19 protein-coding genes, 1 tRNA gene and 1 rRNA gene are annotated in these 18,770 nt (G+C 48.2%); 16 read left to right on the forward strand and 5 right to left on the reverse strand.

Going from position 1 to position 18,770, the window contains the following annotated elements; all coding sequences use genetic code 11:
• Positions 1–7 precede the first annotated feature (7 nt).
• The 12 genes from rrf (at position 8) to KJS57_RS23005 (ending at position 11,333) form a co-directional block, all read left to right on the forward strand.
• Positions 8–124, forward strand: a 5S ribosomal RNA gene (rrf, locus tag KJS57_RS22950).
• A 625-nt stretch (positions 125–749) separates the two neighbouring features.
• Positions 750–1,550, forward strand: a complete 801-nt coding sequence (locus KJS57_RS22955) for an RNA polymerase sigma factor (protein ID WP_213656485.1) — start codon at positions 750–752, stop codon at positions 1,548–1,550.
• 17 nt (positions 1,551–1,567) lie between these two features.
• Positions 1,568–2,164, forward strand: a complete 597-nt coding sequence (clpP, locus tag KJS57_RS22960; protein ID WP_213656486.1) for an ATP-dependent Clp endopeptidase proteolytic subunit ClpP — start codon at positions 1,568–1,570, stop codon at positions 2,162–2,164.
• Positions 2,165–2,493: 329 nt separating this feature from the next.
• Entirely contained in the window at positions 2,494–3,951 is a 1,458-nt protein-coding gene (gene guaB, locus KJS57_RS22965) for an IMP dehydrogenase (RefSeq protein ID WP_211024598.1), read from the forward strand.
• A 138-nt stretch (positions 3,952–4,089) separates the two neighbouring features.
• Entirely contained in the window at positions 4,090–5,511 is a 1,422-nt protein-coding gene (locus KJS57_RS22970) for a D-alanyl-D-alanine carboxypeptidase family protein (protein ID WP_211024600.1), read from the forward strand.
• Between the two features lie 86 nt (positions 5,512–5,597).
• Complete coding sequence (gene pdxS, locus KJS57_RS22975; RefSeq protein WP_211024602.1) at positions 5,598–6,479, forward strand: pyridoxal 5'-phosphate synthase lyase subunit PdxS; 882 nt, start codon at positions 5,598–5,600, stop codon at positions 6,477–6,479.
• 70 nt (positions 6,480–6,549) lie between these two features.
• Positions 6,550–7,134: a pyridoxal 5'-phosphate synthase glutaminase subunit PdxT gene (gene pdxT / locus KJS57_RS22980; protein ID WP_213656487.1), complete on the forward strand. Its 585-nt coding sequence runs from the start codon at positions 6,550–6,552 to the stop codon at positions 7,132–7,134.
• A 148-nt stretch (positions 7,135–7,282) separates the two neighbouring features.
• Positions 7,283–8,566 (forward strand): serine--tRNA ligase, encoded by a 1,284-nt coding sequence (gene serS, locus KJS57_RS22985; RefSeq protein WP_211024606.1) that lies wholly within the window; start codon positions 7,283–7,285, stop codon positions 8,564–8,566.
• A gap of 62 nt (positions 8,567–8,628) precedes the next feature.
• A tRNA-Ser gene (locus KJS57_RS22990) sits at positions 8,629–8,717 on the forward strand.
• Between the two features lie 170 nt (positions 8,718–8,887).
• A complete protein-coding gene (locus tag KJS57_RS22995) occupies positions 8,888–9,040 on the forward strand; it encodes a small acid-soluble spore protein P (RefSeq protein WP_211024634.1) in 153 nt (50 codons plus the stop codon).
• Positions 9,041–9,334: 294 nt separating this feature from the next.
• Complete coding sequence (locus tag KJS57_RS23000; protein ID WP_373316855.1) at positions 9,335–10,162, forward strand: YitT family protein; 828 nt, start codon at positions 9,335–9,337, stop codon at positions 10,160–10,162.
• Positions 10,163–10,259: 97 nt separating this feature from the next.
• Complete coding sequence (locus KJS57_RS23005) at positions 10,260–11,333, forward strand: DUF6612 family protein (RefSeq protein WP_213656488.1); 1,074 nt, start codon at positions 10,260–10,262, stop codon at positions 11,331–11,333.
• A 122-nt stretch (positions 11,334–11,455) separates the two neighbouring features.
• On the opposite strand, the gene tadA is transcribed toward KJS57_RS23005, so the two are convergent.
• Positions 11,456–11,950: a tRNA adenosine(34) deaminase TadA gene (tadA, locus tag KJS57_RS23010; protein ID WP_211024638.1), complete on the reverse strand. Its 495-nt coding sequence runs from the start codon at positions 11,948–11,950 to the stop codon at positions 11,456–11,458.
• 332 nt (positions 11,951–12,282) lie between these two features.
• Here tadA and KJS57_RS23015 point away from each other — a divergent pair, with 332 nt between their 5' ends.
• Positions 12,283–14,175, forward strand: coding sequence for an ATP-binding protein (locus KJS57_RS23015; protein ID WP_213656489.1), 1,893 nt, complete (start codon positions 12,283–12,285; stop codon positions 14,173–14,175).
• Between the two features lie 20 nt (positions 14,176–14,195).
• The gene (gene rluF, locus KJS57_RS23020) at positions 14,196–14,900 is read left to right on the forward strand and encodes a 23S rRNA pseudouridine(2604) synthase RluF (RefSeq protein WP_213656490.1); all 705 of its coding nucleotides are present in this window, start codon (positions 14,196–14,198) and stop codon (positions 14,898–14,900) included.
• A gap of 72 nt (positions 14,901–14,972) precedes the next feature.
• On the opposite strand, the gene motB is transcribed toward rluF, so the two are convergent.
• Positions 14,973–15,779: a flagellar motor protein MotB gene (gene motB, locus KJS57_RS23025; protein WP_213656491.1), complete on the reverse strand. Its 807-nt coding sequence runs from the start codon at positions 15,777–15,779 to the stop codon at positions 14,973–14,975.
• A complete protein-coding gene (gene motA, locus KJS57_RS23030; RefSeq protein ID WP_211024646.1) occupies positions 15,763–16,566 on the reverse strand; it encodes a flagellar motor stator protein MotA in 804 nt (267 codons plus the stop codon). The genes motB and motA overlap by 17 nt, the downstream gene beginning before the upstream one ends.
• Positions 16,567–16,763: 197 nt before the next feature.
• On the opposite strand from motA, the gene KJS57_RS23035 reads away from it, so the two are divergent.
• Together KJS57_RS23035 and KJS57_RS23040 are read left to right on the forward strand one after the other, a co-directional pair.
• Positions 16,764–17,057, forward strand: coding sequence for a hypothetical protein (locus KJS57_RS23035; protein ID WP_211024752.1), 294 nt, complete (start codon positions 16,764–16,766; stop codon positions 17,055–17,057).
• A 236-nt stretch (positions 17,058–17,293) separates the two neighbouring features.
• Positions 17,294–17,593: a 4a-hydroxytetrahydrobiopterin dehydratase gene (locus tag KJS57_RS23040; protein ID WP_211024648.1), complete on the forward strand. Its 300-nt coding sequence runs from the start codon at positions 17,294–17,296 to the stop codon at positions 17,591–17,593.
• A gap of 103 nt (positions 17,594–17,696) precedes the next feature.
• Here the strand turns inward: KJS57_RS23040 and KJS57_RS23045 are convergent, their stop codons facing one another.
• Together KJS57_RS23045 and KJS57_RS23050 are read right to left on the reverse strand one after the other, a co-directional pair.
• The gene (locus KJS57_RS23045; protein ID WP_211024650.1) at positions 17,697–18,059 is read right to left on the reverse strand and encodes a c-type cytochrome; all 363 of its coding nucleotides are present in this window, start codon (positions 18,057–18,059) and stop codon (positions 17,697–17,699) included.
• 163 nt (positions 18,060–18,222) lie between these two features.
• Positions 18,223–18,726, reverse strand: coding sequence for a GNAT family N-acetyltransferase (locus KJS57_RS23050; protein WP_211024652.1), 504 nt, complete (start codon positions 18,724–18,726; stop codon positions 18,223–18,225).
• Positions 18,727–18,770 lie beyond the last annotated feature (44 nt).

Genomic DNA, 18,770 nt, shown 5'->3' on the forward strand with positions numbered 1-18,770 from the left:
TGAACCGTTTGGTGGCGATGGCGGAGGGGTTCCACACGTACCCATCCCGAACACGACCGTTAAGCCCTCCAGCGCCGATGGTACTTGGACCGAAGGGTCCTGGGAGAGTAGGACGCCGCCAAGCAAATGAAGAAGAGCACTGCCGATAACCTCGGCGGTGCTTTTTTGCTATTTAGGACTATCTCAAAAATAATAGCTGTAAAACCTACAGTTATTTTCGCAAGATGAGCTTGTTTGAGACAAATAGATGTAAAACCTACAGTTAATTCTGCGGTTTCAGCTCGGAATGGCCCAAATCCTCCGAAAAAGCTGTAGTTTTTGCATTTAATTTAGCCCAGGAAGCTAATAGTGTAAAATTAGATGTAGAAATTACAGTTAATATAAATAAGGTTGGTTTAAGTGAGATTTGAGTAAGATTGGTTAAGTGAGATTAAAGCGAGGCTAGTTTAAGCAAAGTTTGCAAAATGTACAGTTTGGCAATTTGCAATTTAGCAATGTATAGGTTAGCAATGTATAGATTAATAATGTGTAGATCAACAAAGTGAAATACAGCAGTGTGTGTACGCGATAAAGCGACTGAGTAACGGGTATTAAACAGATCGCCTTCTGCCTTAATTCAGCCAAACCATACGCTGGGCTCATTAGTGCGCTTTAAATTAATTTTTGCATATCGTACCGTATCTACAAGTTGCGTTTTTTCGTTTATAACAATGAGATCGAGGAAGATCTTCAGGAGGTGAGCCAAAAAGATGCATAACGAAATAGAGGAAGGTCTGTCGGCGACTGCGGATCGAAAGGGTCTGTCGGATATATCGGAGTGGATAGGAGCGCACCAGCAGGCACTTCGGCTATACTGCCGTTCCTTAGCGGGTTCACCTTGGGAGGGCGACGATCTGGCTCAGGATACCTGGCTCAAAGTATGGTCAGCTTTGTTAGGTGGGAAGGATGACGAACAAATTACACGCGCCTATTTATACCGCATAGCCCGTAACGCATGGATTGACCGTAGCCGTAAGAGAATGGTATCGACCGTGCGTGAACCGCTGGAAGACGAGTTACATGTGCCCCAGATAAGTCCGCTAGAGATTTATACGGCTATGGAAACTCTGGTGCAGACGCTGGTCCCTGCACAGCGTACGGCTTTGCTGCTGATCGATATTTTGAAATATAGCGCAGCGGAAGCAGCCAAGCTTATAGGCTCTACGGAAGGTGCTGTAAAGGCAGCTCTACACCGGGCCCGAACGAAGCTAAAGATGGCCGTAGCAGTGAATAACGACGACAAAGGGTATCGAGCCAAGGATGGAGCCAAGGAGAGAACCGAGGATAGAGCGACCGAAGGAGACAAGTCGGAGACCGATGAGTTGATGACTTATGCTTATCTGGAAGCTTTTCGCCAGCAGAACACCACTGCCATGGTTATGCTGATGAATGATTCCGCGCCTAAAGAAGCCGTTGTTTCCTTGTTGCATGCCCGGCAAAAAGCCGAGCGTCCACAGATCCGCACCCATTCGCCGAGCATTCACAACCTCTATATGCAATTGGCCGCCTAAAAATAGGAGGTATAGGTATGAGCACGGTAATTCCTTATGTTATTGAGCAAACGGGGCATGGAGAAAGGTCCTATGACATTTACTCTCGTTTGTTGAAGGACCGGATTGTGTTCTTGGGCACTGCGATTGATGATCAGGTGGCCAACAGCATCACGGCGCAAATGTTATTTCTCGCCGCGGAGGATCCTGAAAAGGACATCCATTTTTATATAAACAGTCCCGGCGGCTCTACCTCTGCGGGGTTTGCGATCTACGATACGATGCAATATGTGAAGCCCGATGTTCAAACGATATGTTCGGGTATGGCCGCTTCCTTTGCCGCCATTCTGCTCATGTCCGGTGCCCATGGTAAACGATTTGCGCTTCCTAACAGTGAAGTGATGATTCATCAGCCGCATGGAGGGGCGCAAGGCCAAGCCAGCGACATCGAAATCAGTGCCAGACGGATTATCCGGACCAGAGAACGCTTGAATCAAATCGCCGCCGAGCGAACAGGTCAACCGATTGAACGGATTGCTCAGGATATGGACCGGGATTATTTTATGATGGCAGAGGAAGCAAAAGCTTACGGGATCCTCGATCAAGTCATTCAAAATCCGAAAGCTGTAAAATAAGCATATCCGGTCATAAGCCCGGCCAAACTGAACCGTTATCCAGGGGATAACGGTTTTTTCATATGCGTAATACCTCGTCGGGAATGGGATTCGGTGGTTTAGGGCAGTTTATTTTCAAATCGAATATATACGCTCAAGATAGAATGTGCATTCCCAAGAGACAGTAGTGTGCGCTGAAAAGGCGATTCGTATTTCCACAGGCTTATCCTTGACAGCCTATAGGCCCTTTGCTAAGATGGCAATAATATATTTTCGTAAGTAACCATTCGGCCTTGATTTATAAGGAAATTAGACCGGAAACCGATCATAAACAAGGAGGAAAACCAAAGGTGTGGGAAAGTAAATTTGATAAGGAAGGCCTTACATTTGACGATGTATTGCTCGTTCCTCGCAAGTCGGAAGTATTGCCAAAAGAGGTGGACGTGTCCACAAAACTGAGCGACAAGGTGAAGCTCAATCTGCCACTGATCAGCGCAGGAATGGATACGGTAACTGAGGCGGCGCTGGCGATCGCTATGGCGCGTGAGGGCGGTATCGGGATTATTCACAAGAATATGCCGATCGAGCAACAAGCGGAGGAAGTGGACCGGGTTAAACGCTCGGAGAGCGGCGTTATCACGAATCCGTTCTCGTTGTCGGCGGATCACCTTGTTTCTGATGCAGAGGCCGTCATGGGCAAATTCCGGATTTCCGGCGTGCCGATCGTGGATGACGAGCATAAACTGATCGGGATTTTGACCAACCGTGACCTGCGTTTTGTTCATGACTACAGCATTAAAATCAGCGAAGTCATGACTCACGAGAACCTGGTAACCGCTCCGGTTGGCACGACCTTGCAGGAGGCCGAAGTAATCCTTCAACAACACAAAATCGAGAAGCTGCCTTTGGTGGATGAGAATAATGTGTTGAAGGGCCTTATCACCATTAAGGATATTGAAAAAGCAATTCAATTCCCGAACGCAGCCAAAGACGCCCAAGGCAGATTGCTTGTAGGTGCGGCTGTCGGGATTTCCAAGGACACCTTTGACCGGACTGAAGCTCTTGTAAAAGCCGGAGTAGACGTAATTACGGTCGACTCCGCGCATGGCCATCATATTAATATTCTGGAAGCCGTAGCCGAACTGCGTAAACGTTACCCGGATCTCACCATTATCGCGGGCAATGTCGCAACTGGCGAAGCGACCCGGGCTTTGATTGAAGCCGGCGCTTCTGTAGTCAAAGTCGGGATCGGCCCAGGCTCCATTTGTACGACTCGCGTTATCGCAGGTATTGGCGTACCGCAAGTTACGGCTGTATATGACTGCGCAACGGTAGCCCGCGAATACGGCGTGCCGATCATCGCGGACGGCGGAATTAAATATTCCGGCGAGATTACAAAAGCGATTGCCGCAGGCGCTCACGCGGTTATGCTCGGCAGCTTGTTTGCCGGCACCGAAGAAAGCCCTGGCGACTCTGAGATCTACCAAGGACGTCGCTACAAAGTGTATAGAGGTATGGGCTCCCTGGCTGCCATGAAACAAGGCAGTAAGGACCGTTACTTCCAGGACGACGATAAGAAGCTGGTTCCGGAAGGAATCGAAGGCCGCGTGGCTTATAAAGGCCCGCTTTCCGACACAATTACCCAACTGATCGGCGGTTTGCGCTCCGGTATGGGATATTGCGGCACCAAAACATTGGACGAACTGCGCAATGATACGCAGTTTGTACGGATTACCGGTGCTGGTCTCCGGGAAAGCCATCCGCACGACGTACAAATCACAAAAGAAGCGCCAAACTACTCTCTCTAAGATTCCAAGCTCCGGTTTGCGGACATGGGAGAAGGCAGGCGCCAATATATACCAAGACAGGCAGGGCGAAATAGGCCCTGCCTGTCTTTTTTTGCGGTAGGCCCTGTGATAGAATAGATAAAGCAAATGAACGAGAATATGAGAGGAGCTTTAAGAACATTGAAACTGAAAGAAAACAACCGCACAACTTCGAAATCAAAACGGAAATTACTCCGTAAAGGGGTAGCGTCCGTTCTGTTGCTGAATATGCTGTGCTTCTCTCTGGTCCCGGCGATGGCGCTGGCTGAGGGTGAGCAGACCGAATCTACCACTTCTACCAAACCTGCTTCAGTACAAGCTGGGGCTACTCAAATTCCATCCGCCGAATCCCTGGATCTGCAAGTAAGCTCCGCGATTTTGCTGGAGCCGGTCTCGGGACAGGTCCTTCTCAATATTAATGGAAACCAGCCTCTTCCTCCGGCAAGTATGACGAAAATGATGACGGAATATATCGTTGCGGATCTCGTCAAGCAAGGCAAATTTAACTGGGACGATGTAGTAACGGTTCAAAAGAATGCCGCTAACACCGTCGGTTCCCGGATCTTTCTTGCTGAAGGAGATCAACATACTATAGAAGAATTGTATACGGCGATGGCTATGGCATCCGCGAATGACGCAACGGTAGCGCTAGCGGAGCATGTTGCCGGTTCAGAACAAGCTTTTGTTAAAATGATGAATGATGAAGCCAAGAGAATGGGAATGAAAACTGCGCATTTCGCCAATTCGACCGGATTGGACATTGCCGATATGCCTGCAGAATTCAGAACGCAAGACGGCAAAGAGACCGTAATGTCGGCCATGGATGCAGCGATTCTTGCCAAATATATCGTAACCGATCACCCTGATTTTACCCGTTTTACCACGATTCAAAGCAAAAAGTTTCGGGAGCGCGATAAAGCGCCTATGTCGAACTTGAATTGGATGCTGGAAGCCAATAAAGATGTAACCAATTTTAAGCAGTTTGCCTATGAGGGCCTTGACGGTCTGAAAACGGGACATACGGCTAATGCCGGCAATTGCTTTACCGGGACGGCCGAACGGAACGGTATGCGTTTGATCAGCGTAGTTATGGGAACAAAAACAGAGAAGGCCCGTTTCGTAGAAACCCGCAAAGTTCTCGATTTCGGTTTTAACAACTTTGAAACCAAGCAAATCATTCCGCCCAAATCGACGGTAGCAGGTACGGAAACCGTTACGGTGAAAAAGGCGAAGAATACCTCTGTGCCAGTCGTCAGCGACCAAGGCGTTAGCTTTGTTATTCCTAAGGGCGCGGACATTAGCGGAGTTCAAGCTACAGTTACATTGGGTAACGAGACCTTGACGGCACCGTTGAAGCAGGGCACTAGCGTGGGAACGGTTAAGTATTCGTTTAAACCTGCGGGCATGGATCAGACGCTGGAGAAAACAGTGAACCTGATTACAGCTGAAGACGCTGAGAAAGCAGGCTGGTTCAAGCTGTTTATGCGCGCTATCGGCGACTTCTTCCGCGATTTGTTCAACGGTATCAAAAACCTGTTCTAGCAAATTAGTATTCCGACTATACGGGTTGTATATTTGAGGGGAATATTGTAAAATATCAAGTTAGATTATTATCGGGGGGCATGGATATGGAAACTGGAACATCGCGAGTAAAAAGAGGCATGGCTGAGATGCAAAAAGGCGGCGTCATCATGGACGTCATGAATGCCGAACAAGCTAAGATCGCTGAAGCCGCTGGGGCAACTGCCGTTATGGCATTGGAGCGGGTTCCTTCAGATATTCGTGCAGCAGGCGGGGTAGCCCGCATGGCGGACCCTACTATCGTAGAAGAGGTTATGAAGGTAGTGTCCATTCCTGTTATGGCTAAAGCGCGGATCGGACATTATGTCGAAGCGAAAGTTCTGGAATCTCTCGGGGTAGACTATTTGGATGAAAGTGAAGTATTGACCCCGGCAGATGAAGTGTTCCATATCGATAAACGTGATTTTACTGTTCCATTTGTTTGTGGAGCTAAGGATCTGGGCGAAGCATTGCGCCGGATCAGCGAGGGAGCATCCATGATCCGTACCAAAGGAGAACCGGGAACAGGTAATATCGTGGAGGCTGTTCGCCATATGCGTTTGATCAACAGCCAAATTCGCAAAGTGAAGAATATGTCTAAGGACGAGCTGTATGCCGAAGCAAAAAACCTGGGCGTAGCTTATGACCTGCTGCTCGAGGTTCATGAGAACGGCAAATTGCCGGTTGTTAATTTCGCCGCGGGCGGTGTGGCCACTCCGGCGGATGCTGCTCTGATGATGCATTTAGGTGCGGACGGCGTATTTGTCGGGTCGGGGATTTTTAAATCCGACAGCCCGGAGAAATTCGCCCGCGCTATTGTGGAAGCTACGACGCATTTCACCGATTATAAATTGATTGCCGAAGTGTCCAAAAACTTGGGCACACCGATGAAAGGCATCGAGATTTCGAAATTGACCGCGGCTGAACGGATGTCGGATCGCGGCTGGTAATCATAGCGCTTAGTGTTTAACGCGCAGAGATAGGGTCAGACAGCCTGGGCAAGGGAAGAAGGGTAAAAGGATGAAGGTAGGCGTATTGGCGCTTCAGGGCGCTGTTGCAGAGCATATACGAAGTATTGAGAGTGCAGGCGCCGAGGGCGTTGTCGTGAAGCATCCCGAACAGCTGGACGAGCTTGAAGGGCTGATTATTCCTGGCGGGGAAAGCACAACCATCGGGAAGCTGATGCGCAAATACGGTTTTATCGAAGCGATCCGTTACTTTGCAGAGAAAGGTAAGCCGATATTCGGAACTTGCGCAGGGCTGATCGTCATGGCCAAGGAAATCGAAGGCGGGGAAGAAGCGCATCTCGAACTGATGAATATCAGAGTCTCCCGTAACGCCTTTGGGCGTCAACGGGAGAGCTTTGAGACCGATTTGGACGTAAAGGGGCTGGAGAAGCCTCTTCGTGCGGTGTTTATCCGTGCTCCGCTCATAACGGAGGTCGGGAAGGATGTAGAGGTGTTGTCCACGTATAAGGATGAGATCGTAACGGCCCGTCAGGGACATTTACTGGTTTCTTCCTTTCATCCGGAATTGACGGACGACTACTCCCTACACGGCTACTTTTTAGAGATGATTAAGACGAACAAAGCAGTCGTGAATTAAAGCTATAGGAAAACCTTGACTCTTTTCCAAGGGTTAAGGTTGTTTTCTTTCTTAAATTAATGTATGTTTTCCTGCGATCCCGGCGGTCATGTTCTAGCGTAGAACGCCGGCATGGCTGCAGGTGGGATGATTCTAGGAGGGACTACCCATGTTGGATGTTAAAATATTGCGAAATGATTATGCGCGTGTCGAAGAGGCGCTGAAGAACCGGGGCAAATCCTTGGATTTGATCTCTGGCTTCCCGAAGCTTGACGAGAAGCGCCGGGAGTTGCTTCAAGAGAGCGAAGCGCTTAAAAACCGCCGTAATACCGTGTCTGCAGAAGTGGCACAGCGGAAGAAAAATAAAGAAAACGCAGATGAGCTCATTTTGGAAATGAGAGAGGTAGGCGACCGGATCAAGCAGTTGGACGATGAAGTCCGGGAGCTTGAAGTCAAAATCGATGAGCTGACGATGAACATTCCGAACATCCCTAGCAGCAGCGTACCGGTTGGTGCTTCAGAGGAAGAGAATGTAGAGATCCGTCGTTGGAGCGAGCCAAGAAAATTTGACTTCGCGCCTAAAGCGCATTGGGACGTTGCTGGAGAACTCGGCATTCTTGATTTTGAAGCCGGAGCGAAGGTGACCGGATCCCGGTTTACTTTTTACAAAGGCTTGGGTGCGCGTCTCGAGCGTGCGCTGATCAGCTTTATGATGGATTTGCACAGTAATGACCACGGTTATGAGGAAATGCTGCCACCATATATTGTGAACCGGGACAGCCTTTACGGTACCGGACAGCTGCCGAAGTTTGAAGAGGATCTCTTTAAGCTGACTGAAAGCGACTATTATCTTATTCCGACGGCTGAGGTGCCGGTCACGAACTATCATCGTGACGAGATTCTGAGCACGGAAGACTTGCCTCGCAAGTATGTAGCCTACAGCTCTTGCTTCCGTTCCGAAGCCGGTGCGGCAGGCCGGGATACGCGAGGCCTTATCCGCCAGCACCAGTTCAATAAGGTCGAGATGATCAAAATCGTTCATCCCGAGACCTCTTATGATGAACTGGAGCAAATGACGGCCAATGCGGAGCGGGTCCTTCAGCTGTTGAACCTGCCTTATCGCGTTCTTGCGCTGTGCACAGGCGATCTTGGCTTTACGGCCGCGAAGACCTATGACCTCGAAGTATGGCTGCCGGAAAGCGGCGTATACCGCGAGATCTCGTCGTGTTCCAATGTGGAGGACTTCCAGGCACGCCGGGCTAATATTCGTTTCCGTCCGGAGCCGAAGGCCAAGCCGGAATTCGTGCATACGCTGAATGGATCCGGATTAGCGGTCGGACGTACGGTAGCTGCCATTTTGGAAAATTACCAGCTCGAAGACGGCAGTGTAGAAATTCCGGAAGTGCTTCGTCCTTACATGGGTAATTTACAGGTTATTTCCAAGCGGAAATAGCTTGATATCGTTTATGGTCTGTGATAGAATCTGATTTGTTACTCGAATCAGATTCACTTTTTGGAGAGGTACCGAAGCGGTCATAACGGGGCGGTCTTGAAAACCGTTAGGGGGCAACTCCACATGGGTTCGAATCCCATCCTCTCCGCCAGTTATATCCTTTAATAATGAATACAGTTAAGAGGGCGAGGAGTCGCCCTCTTTTTATTTTTTGCGGCTACCCTTAGGGTTCTTACTATAGATGAATTTAACAGTATAAACCGGGCTTCAATGTTGCAGGTTAAATACCGTAATGCATTCTATATGAAGGGGGAGTTTCTGGTGAGCAAGCCAAAGACTTATACTACACCCGGAACACAACCGGATACAAACCGAAACCGGGAGCGGGGACATGGAGGGCCGGAACCGTTGTCCGGTTCGAAAAAGGTCAAGACGGCCAATCATGTCAGCCATAACAACCCGGAAGGAAGCTAATTCGTTGAAAAGAGGTAACCCGGCATAACGTGCCGGGTTATTTGTGTACCGGGTGGGCAATTTTATACCAATTTTGAATTAAGCAAGACATAAAGCTCATAAAATGTCATAATAAAGATAGGGATAATTTTGTTTAACCGATGGTTTATGAAACGGAGAGATGGAGAGAAAAGCTATACTTATTTTGAAAGGATCGTGATGCGATTGAACCTTGTAGAGTCTAACATCCCTTCCCCAGAGTCCTTTACTAAATCGGAGCCGCGCCAACATAAACAACGGAGCGTGGGCAGCATTGTGCTCAGGTTCATCTTCATTATTATCGGCGCAATATTGGTTTCGGTTGCCCTGGAGCTATTCCTTGTTCCGAATAAGATTACGGATGGCGGTGTTACCGGTATTTCTGTGATGTCCTCCTATTTGTCCAAATTACCACTGGGTATTTTTCTATTCCTCTTTAACCTCCCTTTCCTGATTGTCGGATACAAACAAATCGGCAAAACCTTTGCGATTTCTACTTTGGTTGGTATTACTGTCATGTCGATCGGCACAGCCTTGCTGCATCCGGTAGAACCCTTTGTCACGGACACCTTGTTGGCTTTCGTGTTTGGTGGCATTTTACTGGGTCTGGGCACAGGTATCGTGATCCGGTTCGGCGGTTCGCTGGACGGTACCGAGATTGTAGCCATCCTGATTTCGCGCAAATCCCCGTTCTCCGTCGGAGAAATTATTATGTTCTTTAACTTTTTCATTTTGCTCAGCGCAGGATTCGTATTCGGTTGGGAACGTGCTTTATTCTCCCTGTTGGCCTATTATATCGCTTATAAGACGATAGATATCGTCGTAGACGGTTTGAACGAATCGAAGTCGGCATGGATCATCAGCGACCAGATCGATGAAATCGGCGATGCTATTGTAAATCGTTTAGGTCGTAGCGTTACTTATTTATCCGGTGAAGGCGGTTTTTCCGGCGATCCGAAAAAAGTGATATTTTGCGTGGTTACTCGTTTGGAGGAAGCCAAGCTTAAGGAGATTGTAAACCATTTTGATGAAAATGCATTTCTGGCTGTAGGAAATATCCATGATGTGAAAGGCGGACGTTTCAAGAAAAATGCAATTCACTAAATTTTTCAGAAATGGGTTTCCGCTTACATGAAAATGGTTTATGATATGGAAGGGTTTGTATTTTTGCATGTCTTTTTATGACGGAGAGGAGTTTGTAATGTCAAGAAAGTTTTTTATGTCGGTTTTGGTATTGATGATGTCGGCGGTTCTGGTGCTGTCCGGCTGTAATGCCAAAAAGGAGCCTAAAGAGGCGCTGGGGAGCGCTGCAATTCAGGCACTGAAAATGGATTCTTATGTATCTACCAATCAGATTAAAATTGTCGATCTGACATTTGATGCAGGATCTTCCGCAAACGCGGAAATCGGCGCTGTGTTCTCTATGTTGAAGAATGCGGAAATCAATGTGAATCAGATTTATCAAAAGGATCCAATGCAAACAGAGGCTACGCTGGAGGTCAAATTGACCGGCGATATGTCCACGACGATTACGATTCCATTCGTAATGACAAAAGAAAAAATGTTCATCAAGATCCCGAACATTCCGTTCCTCCCTATGCCGGAGAGCGTAGTTGGGAAGTTCCTGGTCATGGACCTGAAGGAATTGGCTGAGCAAAGCGGCGAGGAATTCAATCCGGAGATGTTCAATCCGGAGAAATCGCAAAAGCTCGCAGGGGAAGTATCCAGCGCGGTTCTGGCCGAATATGACTCGGCAACCTACTTCAAAAATGTGGAGTCGAAGGATGTAGAGCTTCCGGACGGCTACAAAGCGAAGCAAATCGTTCAGTTCAGCGTGACTAATGACAATGTTAAGGAAGCATTGACGATTCTGATCAACAAAGCGTTGCCGAAAGTACTCGATATTATCGGCAAAGAGGAGTATCGTACATTGATGAACCTGGAGCCTAGCGATATTGAAGAGTTGAAAAAAGAGCTGCAAGAAGGCAACCAGGATGAGCTTGGCAAAGCATTGGATGAGATGAAGGATTATTTGAAGATCAACACGTTCACCGTAAACACGGCGATCGATAAAGATAACTATCCTTCTTATACGGATATGAATATGGACGTTGAAATCAATGATCCGGAAACGAATCAAAAGATGAAGCTGGCGCTGCAAGCGAAGAGCACGTTCAGCAAAATCAACGAGAAGCCGGCATTCACGATCGGTATTCCGACGGATACGATCACAATGGAGCAATTTGAAGAGGAAATGGGCGGCCTCGGCTATTAATATTGCGCCCTCAATGAGAAAAACGTGCGAATCCTTGGATTCGCACGTTTTTTGCTTGTAATCATAAATAGACACCATACGAGGGTATGAGGCTGTGGACAGGTGTGAGGCTGTGGATAATACTACGGCTTTTTCCGGAGCTTCCGGAAAAATTGAGTAAGCAGCGAAGAGCATTCCTCTTGCAGTACATCCCGAATGACCTCTGTCCGGTGATTAAAACGCGGCTCCTGCAGTAAATTCATGAGGGTGCCCGCACAACCCGCTTTGGGGTCGGGTGCGCCATAGATAACTTGAGGAATGCGGCACTGCACGATTGCACCGGAACACATGGGACACGGCTCCAGAGTAACATATAACCGACAATGGAGCAGACGCCAGGCATCCAGCGTTTCGCTGGCTTCGCGGATAGCGATCATTTCGGCATGCGCGGTGCCATCTTTGGTACTCTCCCTTAAATTATGGCCTCGTCCGACAACTTGGTCGCCGAAGACGATTACCGCACCGATAGGTACTTCTCCGATGGCTTCCGCCTTCCGGGCTTCATTAATGGCCTCTTGCATCCAGTACTCGTGAGATTGAGTTGAAGGGGGCGGTTCCGGAATAAAGGGAAGCGGCATAAATAGATCAGCTCCTTTGGTAGTTTAGACACAGGTTGTTCGACGAACAAATATTCGTTGTTAACATGTTGTGGACAACACTGTGGACAACCCCGGTTTTATCCCCAAGCTTATTCACATATCCGACTTTTGGATTGTTGATATGTTTATAATATGTGCATAACTTATTTTCCTTAAAGTTATACCGGCGATAAATAGGTATTTTTACTTATTGTAGGGAATAGATCTGGGAAATTCAACGTCTTTGCAAAACTTATCGTTACAGGTATGATGAGAATAGTGTCGAACCATTCCAAATATCCCCAAATATTGACGAAGGGGGAGGAGGCATTTTGTCGATTAAGATCAAGCTTTCCCTGATTATGACCGTTTTCGCGGTAACGCTGCTTACGATAAATATCGTTCTCAGCTTCTTTACGACCCGGGATAATCTGCGCAAAGACAGCGAAGCCAATATGATCCTGATCGCCAAACAGATCGCTGTAGCTGTCGAGCAAAGCCGTTCCGTGTACGAACATATCAAGAACGGTACAGGTCCGGGAATAGACCGCAAATTCATTGAAGATACGCTAAGTATGACGAGTCCGGAGTTAATCACACAAGAATCGATGCAGGCCAACAGCGACCTGCTTGAAATAACGGGAATTAATCCGAGTATTTTTGAGAGTGGTCAAACGTTAATGTTCGGGACCTATCGATATAAGAACGATACTCTCGTTGCCGAAAGGGCCCACAAGGCTTTACAGCAGAATACCCCCTTGTTATTTGAGACCAAGATTGAGGGTCAGAGGGTTGTGGATAGTTTTATTCCCATACAGCCACTATACCAAAAGCCCTATGTGATCCGGATTATTTCCAGTTATGAGCCGATTTCGTCGGCAATCTCCAAACATATGTGGAGCCAGCTGTCCATTTCCCTCGTCTTACTGCAAATCGTTATCTTTTCAAGTTATATTTTGGCAGGGGAACTTATTCGGCCTTTACAGGAAATTCTCATTAAGGTCGGTCGTCTTACTACGGGAGATTTTGATACCCGCATACAGACCAACAGAAAAGATGAGCTGGGCCAATTAGTCCGGCAAATTGATACGATGGCGGATAGCATGGGTCATTACATGACGGTATTGAAGCAGAAGAACGAAGAAAATCGGCAGATGAAGGAGCATTTGGAGTCGATTATTAACCAAACTGCGGATGCCATCCATGTAACGGATTTGGACGGAAGCATCCTGCGGGTGAATTCGGCCTTTGAGGAGCTGTTCGGTTGGACCAGCGAAGAGATCGTGGGCTCCAGGCTGGAGTTTATTCCCCCTTCGAAGGCGGATGAACAGGCGGGGTGGTCTAAGGAAGTCGGACAAGGCCGGCCCTTTGTCCTGACGGAGACGGTAAGGCTTCGCAAAGACGGTACCGAAGTGCATGTCAGCATTAGCGAGTCTCCGGTGTATGATGAAGACGGACTTATTGTAGCTTTTATCAGCATCTCCCGGGATATGACGGAGCATAATAAAATGGAGGAGCTGCTTCGCCGCTCGGAAAAATTAACGACTGTCGGACAATTGGCTGCTGGGGTGGCCCATGAAATCCGTAATCCGCTTACGACGCTACGCGGGTTTCTGCAAATGCAGCAACGGACTAAAATGATCAATCAAATGCATACGGATATTATGTTATCCGAATTGGATCGAATCAATCTGATCGTGAGCGAATTTTTGATTCTCGCCAAGCCGCAGGCGGTACAGTACGAGACCAAGGATGTCCGTTTCACCTTGGGGGATGTTATCTCTCTGTTGGACAGTGAAGCTCACCTACATAATATTGAATTTAAGGCCCATTTCTCGTCGGCCCCCATTCTGGTACACTGTGAAGAGAACCAATTAAAGCAGGTGTTCATCAATGTATTGAAGAACGCTATGGAAGCCATGCCTAACGGGGGAACCATTACGCTTTGCCTTGATGGCGAGAACGAACGGGAAGCTGTTATTCAAGTCATTGACGAGGGCGAAGGGATATCGAAGGAAAGGCTGGATAAACTCGGGGAACCGTTTTATACCAACAAAGAAAAAGGAACCGGCCTCGGTCTGATGGTAACGCAACGAATTATCGAAGGGCATAAGGGGAACATGTCGATCGACAGCGAGGTTGGGAAAGGTACAGTAGTAACGATTACCTTGCCGAGGGTGGTTGAGGTAAGCAGGTCGGAAGATAGTACGGCAGGAAGAGTTTAGCGCGAAGGGTGACCAATGAAGTGAGAATCAATAAATTTATCAGTGAGACAGGATATTGCTCCAGACGTGAGGCGGACAGGCTGGTGGAGTCCGGAAAGGTAACCATCAACGGGGAGACGGCCCTGCTTGGCAGCCAGGCGGAAGATGGGGACGATGTCCGCATTAACGGAAAGCCCCTTAAGGAGAAGCTGGATCAGCATGTATACATTGCCCTGAACAAGCCAGTGGGCATTACAAGTACGACCGAGCGGCATATACGCGGAAATATCGTTGATTTTGTCGGCCACGATAAGCGTATTTTTCCGATCGGTCGTCTGGATAAGGATTCCGAAGGGTTGATCCTGCTAACCAGCGACGGTGATATCGTCAACAAAATTCTACGTGCTGAAGGAAAGCATGAGAAGGAATATATCGTCACTGTGGACAAGCCTATTACGCCATCATTTCTGAAAGCCATGGGAGAAGGGGTTAAGATTCTGGGCGAGATGACCTTGCCTTGTAAAATTACCCGGATTACGGATCGTGTGTTCCGGCTTATTCTGACGGAAGGCAAAAACCGGCAGATTCGCCGGATGTGCAGCGCCCTCGGCTATGAAGTACGGAAGCTGCAGCGGATCCGGATCATGAATATTCAATTAGGCCATCAGAAGATCGGAACCTGGCGCGATCTGACCGAGCAAGAGAAGCAGGAACTGGGCGAGACTCTGGGATATACACTGACATAACAATAGAGCGTTAAAACACGAAGGGCAGCCCTGTAGGGCTGCCCTTTTGTTGTTCATCCTGCCTAGTAACCTTTAGTGCGTTGCCGGCATGCCGATTTGCTGATCGCCGTCCTGATATTTCCGGATAATCGATACTTCGACACGGCGGTTCTTGGCACGTCCGACGTTGTTTTCATTACTGGAGACCGGATGATATTCGCCATAACCGATAGCGCTGAATTTCTTAGGATCAAGCTGCTCGTTCAGCAGCAAGATTTTCATAAAATTCAGGGCCCGGACCGAGCTTAGGTCCCAGTTGGAAGGGAACTCATGATTTGAGATCGGGACATTATCGGTATGACCGGAAACGATCACCTCATAGTCCGGGAATTCCTGAAGCATGGCCGAGATGGCCTTGGCCAGGATCCGCGCATTGGGCTTGACCTCCGCTTCGCCGGAAGGGAAGAGCGCGTTGTCGCTGATCGTAACCATCAACTGCGATTGATTGAGTTTAGTATCCAGCTGGTCGGTCAACCCGTTATTTTTGATGTACGTATCAAGCTGCTTCTTAAGGGATTCGAGGTTCTCCTGCTCTTTACGCATGAGCTCGCTCTTCTTTTTCATCAGACCATCGGAAGAAGGCTTAGGAATCTGATTTTCGCTAATGGAATTCTTCGTATTGCTGCTCATCGAGTTCTGTTCCAGAATCCCGGAACCGCCGGTAAGCACGCTTTGAAACGCTTCGCTCATCTCTTGGAATTTCTGAGCATCAACCGTACTCATTCCGAACAAAACGATAAACAATGCAAGAAGAAGAGTCATCAAGTCGGAATAAGGCAACAGCCAGCTCTCGTCAGCATGTTCTTCGTGTTCCTGATGCTTCTTATTCTTTTTGCTCACCTTCACCCGCCCCCTTTTCTAAAATTTGCGCACGCTCCGCAGGGGTCAAGAATACGGCCAGTTTTTGTTGGATCGCGATCGTCGATACGCCGGATTGGATGGATAGCAGACCTTCGACCATCATCAGGCGTATTTCCATCTCTTTCTTGGAGAGACGTTTTAACTTATTGGCAATCGGATGCCACATCACATAACCGGTAAAAATACCGAACACGGTAGCGATAAAAGCGCCAGAAATCGCATGGGATAATTTCGCGATATCACTCATATCGGATAACGCAGCGATCAGACCGACGACGGCACCGAGTACCCCGAGGGTAGGCGCGTACATCCCGGCCTGGGAGAAAATTTGCGCGCCCGCTCTATGTCGCTCCTCGGTAGCGGCGATATCCTCCGTAAGCACGTCCTGGACGAAGTCCTGGTCGTTGCCGTCAATAATCATGCGCATGCCACCGCGAAGGAAGTCATCATCGATTTCTTCCACCTTGGCCTCCAAGGCAAGGAGACCTTCCCGGCGTGTGATCGTGGCCCATTCCATAAACAAAGTGATCAATTCAGCTTTACTGATCATTTTGGGTTTAACCATCGTCAGTTTAATCAGCACAGGGAATTTTTTAACCTCGGAAAGCGGAAATGCCACAAACAGCGTGGCGGCCGTCCCCACAAGGATAATAACAAAAGCCGCAGGGTTGGAGACCAGACTTTCAATAGGCGCACCCTTCAAGAACATACCTAAGATAAGGGCAACAAAACCGAGAATAAGTCCAATAATTGTTGATATTTCCATTGCACACCTCGTCCTTGAGATAATTGATTCCATTTTTCTGTCTCCCGCATCCTTGCTGGGGACATCGGACGTTACCAGTCAATCCGAAAAACGGTTTATCTTTTTTATCGACAGAAATCCCTTTTTTTTTAAGGTGTTTTTTCCGTTATAATAAGAAAGAAGACCGAAATGACAAAGATGAAGGGAGCCGTTTGGCTGTGGGCGTAAAGCACGGAAGAGATTATGAATTTATTTTGAAGGATTTGACAGCGGCGGTAGGCCGTATTCCAGATAGCTATAAATTTTTTGAAATGGAGGCTTTGGAGTGGCACGGGCTCTCCGATGAAGAGAGACAGGAGGTTCAGGAGGCGTTGGCTGAGGATCTGTTCTTTGCTCTTGGCACCGAGCCGGTAATTCCCGTAGGAAGCGCTGTAGTCATCCATGACCCCGAAGGGCACCGGATTAACTTCCTGATCGGAGAGGAAGAGCTAACCTCCGTCAAGCTGGTCTGACCGAAGTTTCCACAAGTTTTTGGATTATCGGTTAGAGCCGTGGTAAAATATAATCTTGGAAGTAATGAGGAATGCCGCTGTCATGGCGGCAGAATCGAGAGCTCTCATTCGCATGATCTGCAGTAGAGAAGAATACAATAAACAGATGCGGGGACAGAGCTAATGCTGCCGAGTATTGAATCCTAAACTGCAGGATTACATAGGAGTGGAAGTTTTTAGAACGGGGAGGAAGAAGAATGCCGTTTACACCGCAAGAAGTAGAAGCGCATTTGGAAAAGCTGGAAGGCTGGGAACTGGAGGAAGGTCGCTGGATTACTCGCAAATACACGTTCTCCAATTTTATGAAGGGGATTGCGTTTGTCGATGAGGTGGCCGCTATTTCGGAAGCCTTTAATCATCACCCTTTTATTACCATCGACCACAAAACGGTGACGCTTCGATTGACATCTTGGGAAGAGGGCGGGATAACGGCCGTAGATATTAAAGAAGCGCAACAATATAACGAAGCCTTCGAGAAAGCCCGAACGGCTGGCTAGGCCCTATAGGGATAGCAGGAATCCAAGCTCAGGAATGTGAATGATTAGAAAAGCGCCCGCCGGGACTGTTAAGTCCCGGCGGGCGCGTCTTTGTTTTTGTTTGTTATTTCTTTTCCGCAAGCCACATAGCGACGTTAGCGATTTCCTCGTCCTTCAATTTATCTTTGAAGGAAGGCATCATGCCTCCGCCTTTTCCTTTAGTAATTATGCCGTACAACTGTTCCGCCGACAGCTCGGATCCAATTTTTTGCAGATTCGGACCGGCTCCGCCTTGCAAATCAGTCCCGTGACAGGAAATACAGTTGGCTTTAACCGTAGCTTCGGCTTGCTCTGCGCTTACAGTAACCGCAGGCATTTGCGGCTTTTCTTCCTGGGCCACCTGATCTTTGCCGGGTAATGTAAACATTAACACGGCTGCGAAGGCGCACGCCACGATGAGTATTCCGCTCATGATCCACTTCTGCATTTCAATCGTCCCTCCTATGTAAGCTACCTTCCATTATAGCTGAACATGCCCCGTGATCATAGCATTTGTGTCAAAAAAAGTAACGAATTATTTGTAGTATACGAAAAATACGTTAAAATCATGTGTGATTAATCATAGACGTCTCATTAAGGGGATGTTTTTTTTACGCTTCGGAGGGTTTTCCGCGAAACACCATGCAGTAATATGGCTTGGAAATGCCGCCAGGAGTCATTTTCTCGTACAGATCGGTAATCACGAAGCCGGACTTCTGGTAAGCCCGGATCGCCCGTGTGTTCCATGTGAGCACTTCCAGGTCAATTACATCCTTAGGCTTTCTCCGCTGGGCCTCCTCGACGATTGTCAGCACAAAGGTCTTACCCAGCCCGTGGCCGCATAAATCAGGTCTCATACCGATGCCAAGCCGTGTAACGCCCTCCATAGGAAAGTACTGGGCGAATCCGGCAAGCTCCTCCTGCTGATCCAGCAAAGAGACGTACTGCTGGGCCCTTAAAACGGGATTCCCAAATTCCACATCGAGCGCCTTCATCTGTTCCCAGGGAAGCCAGCTATAAATATCGTAGGGAGAATCGTAACGCCAAGTACTGATATCTGCGCCATGGCTTTCTTCCATGGGTACGATTCGAAATGGTGCGATTGGTTTTTCCATTTTTGCGCCTCCTTAAACGATAGGAATGCCTATGCGGCTACCCA

The sequence above is a fragment of the Paenibacillus vini genome, from assembly GCF_018403325.1.
In the GTDB taxonomy this organism is placed as follows: domain Bacteria; phylum Bacillota; class Bacilli; order Paenibacillales; family Paenibacillaceae; genus Fontibacillus; species Fontibacillus vini.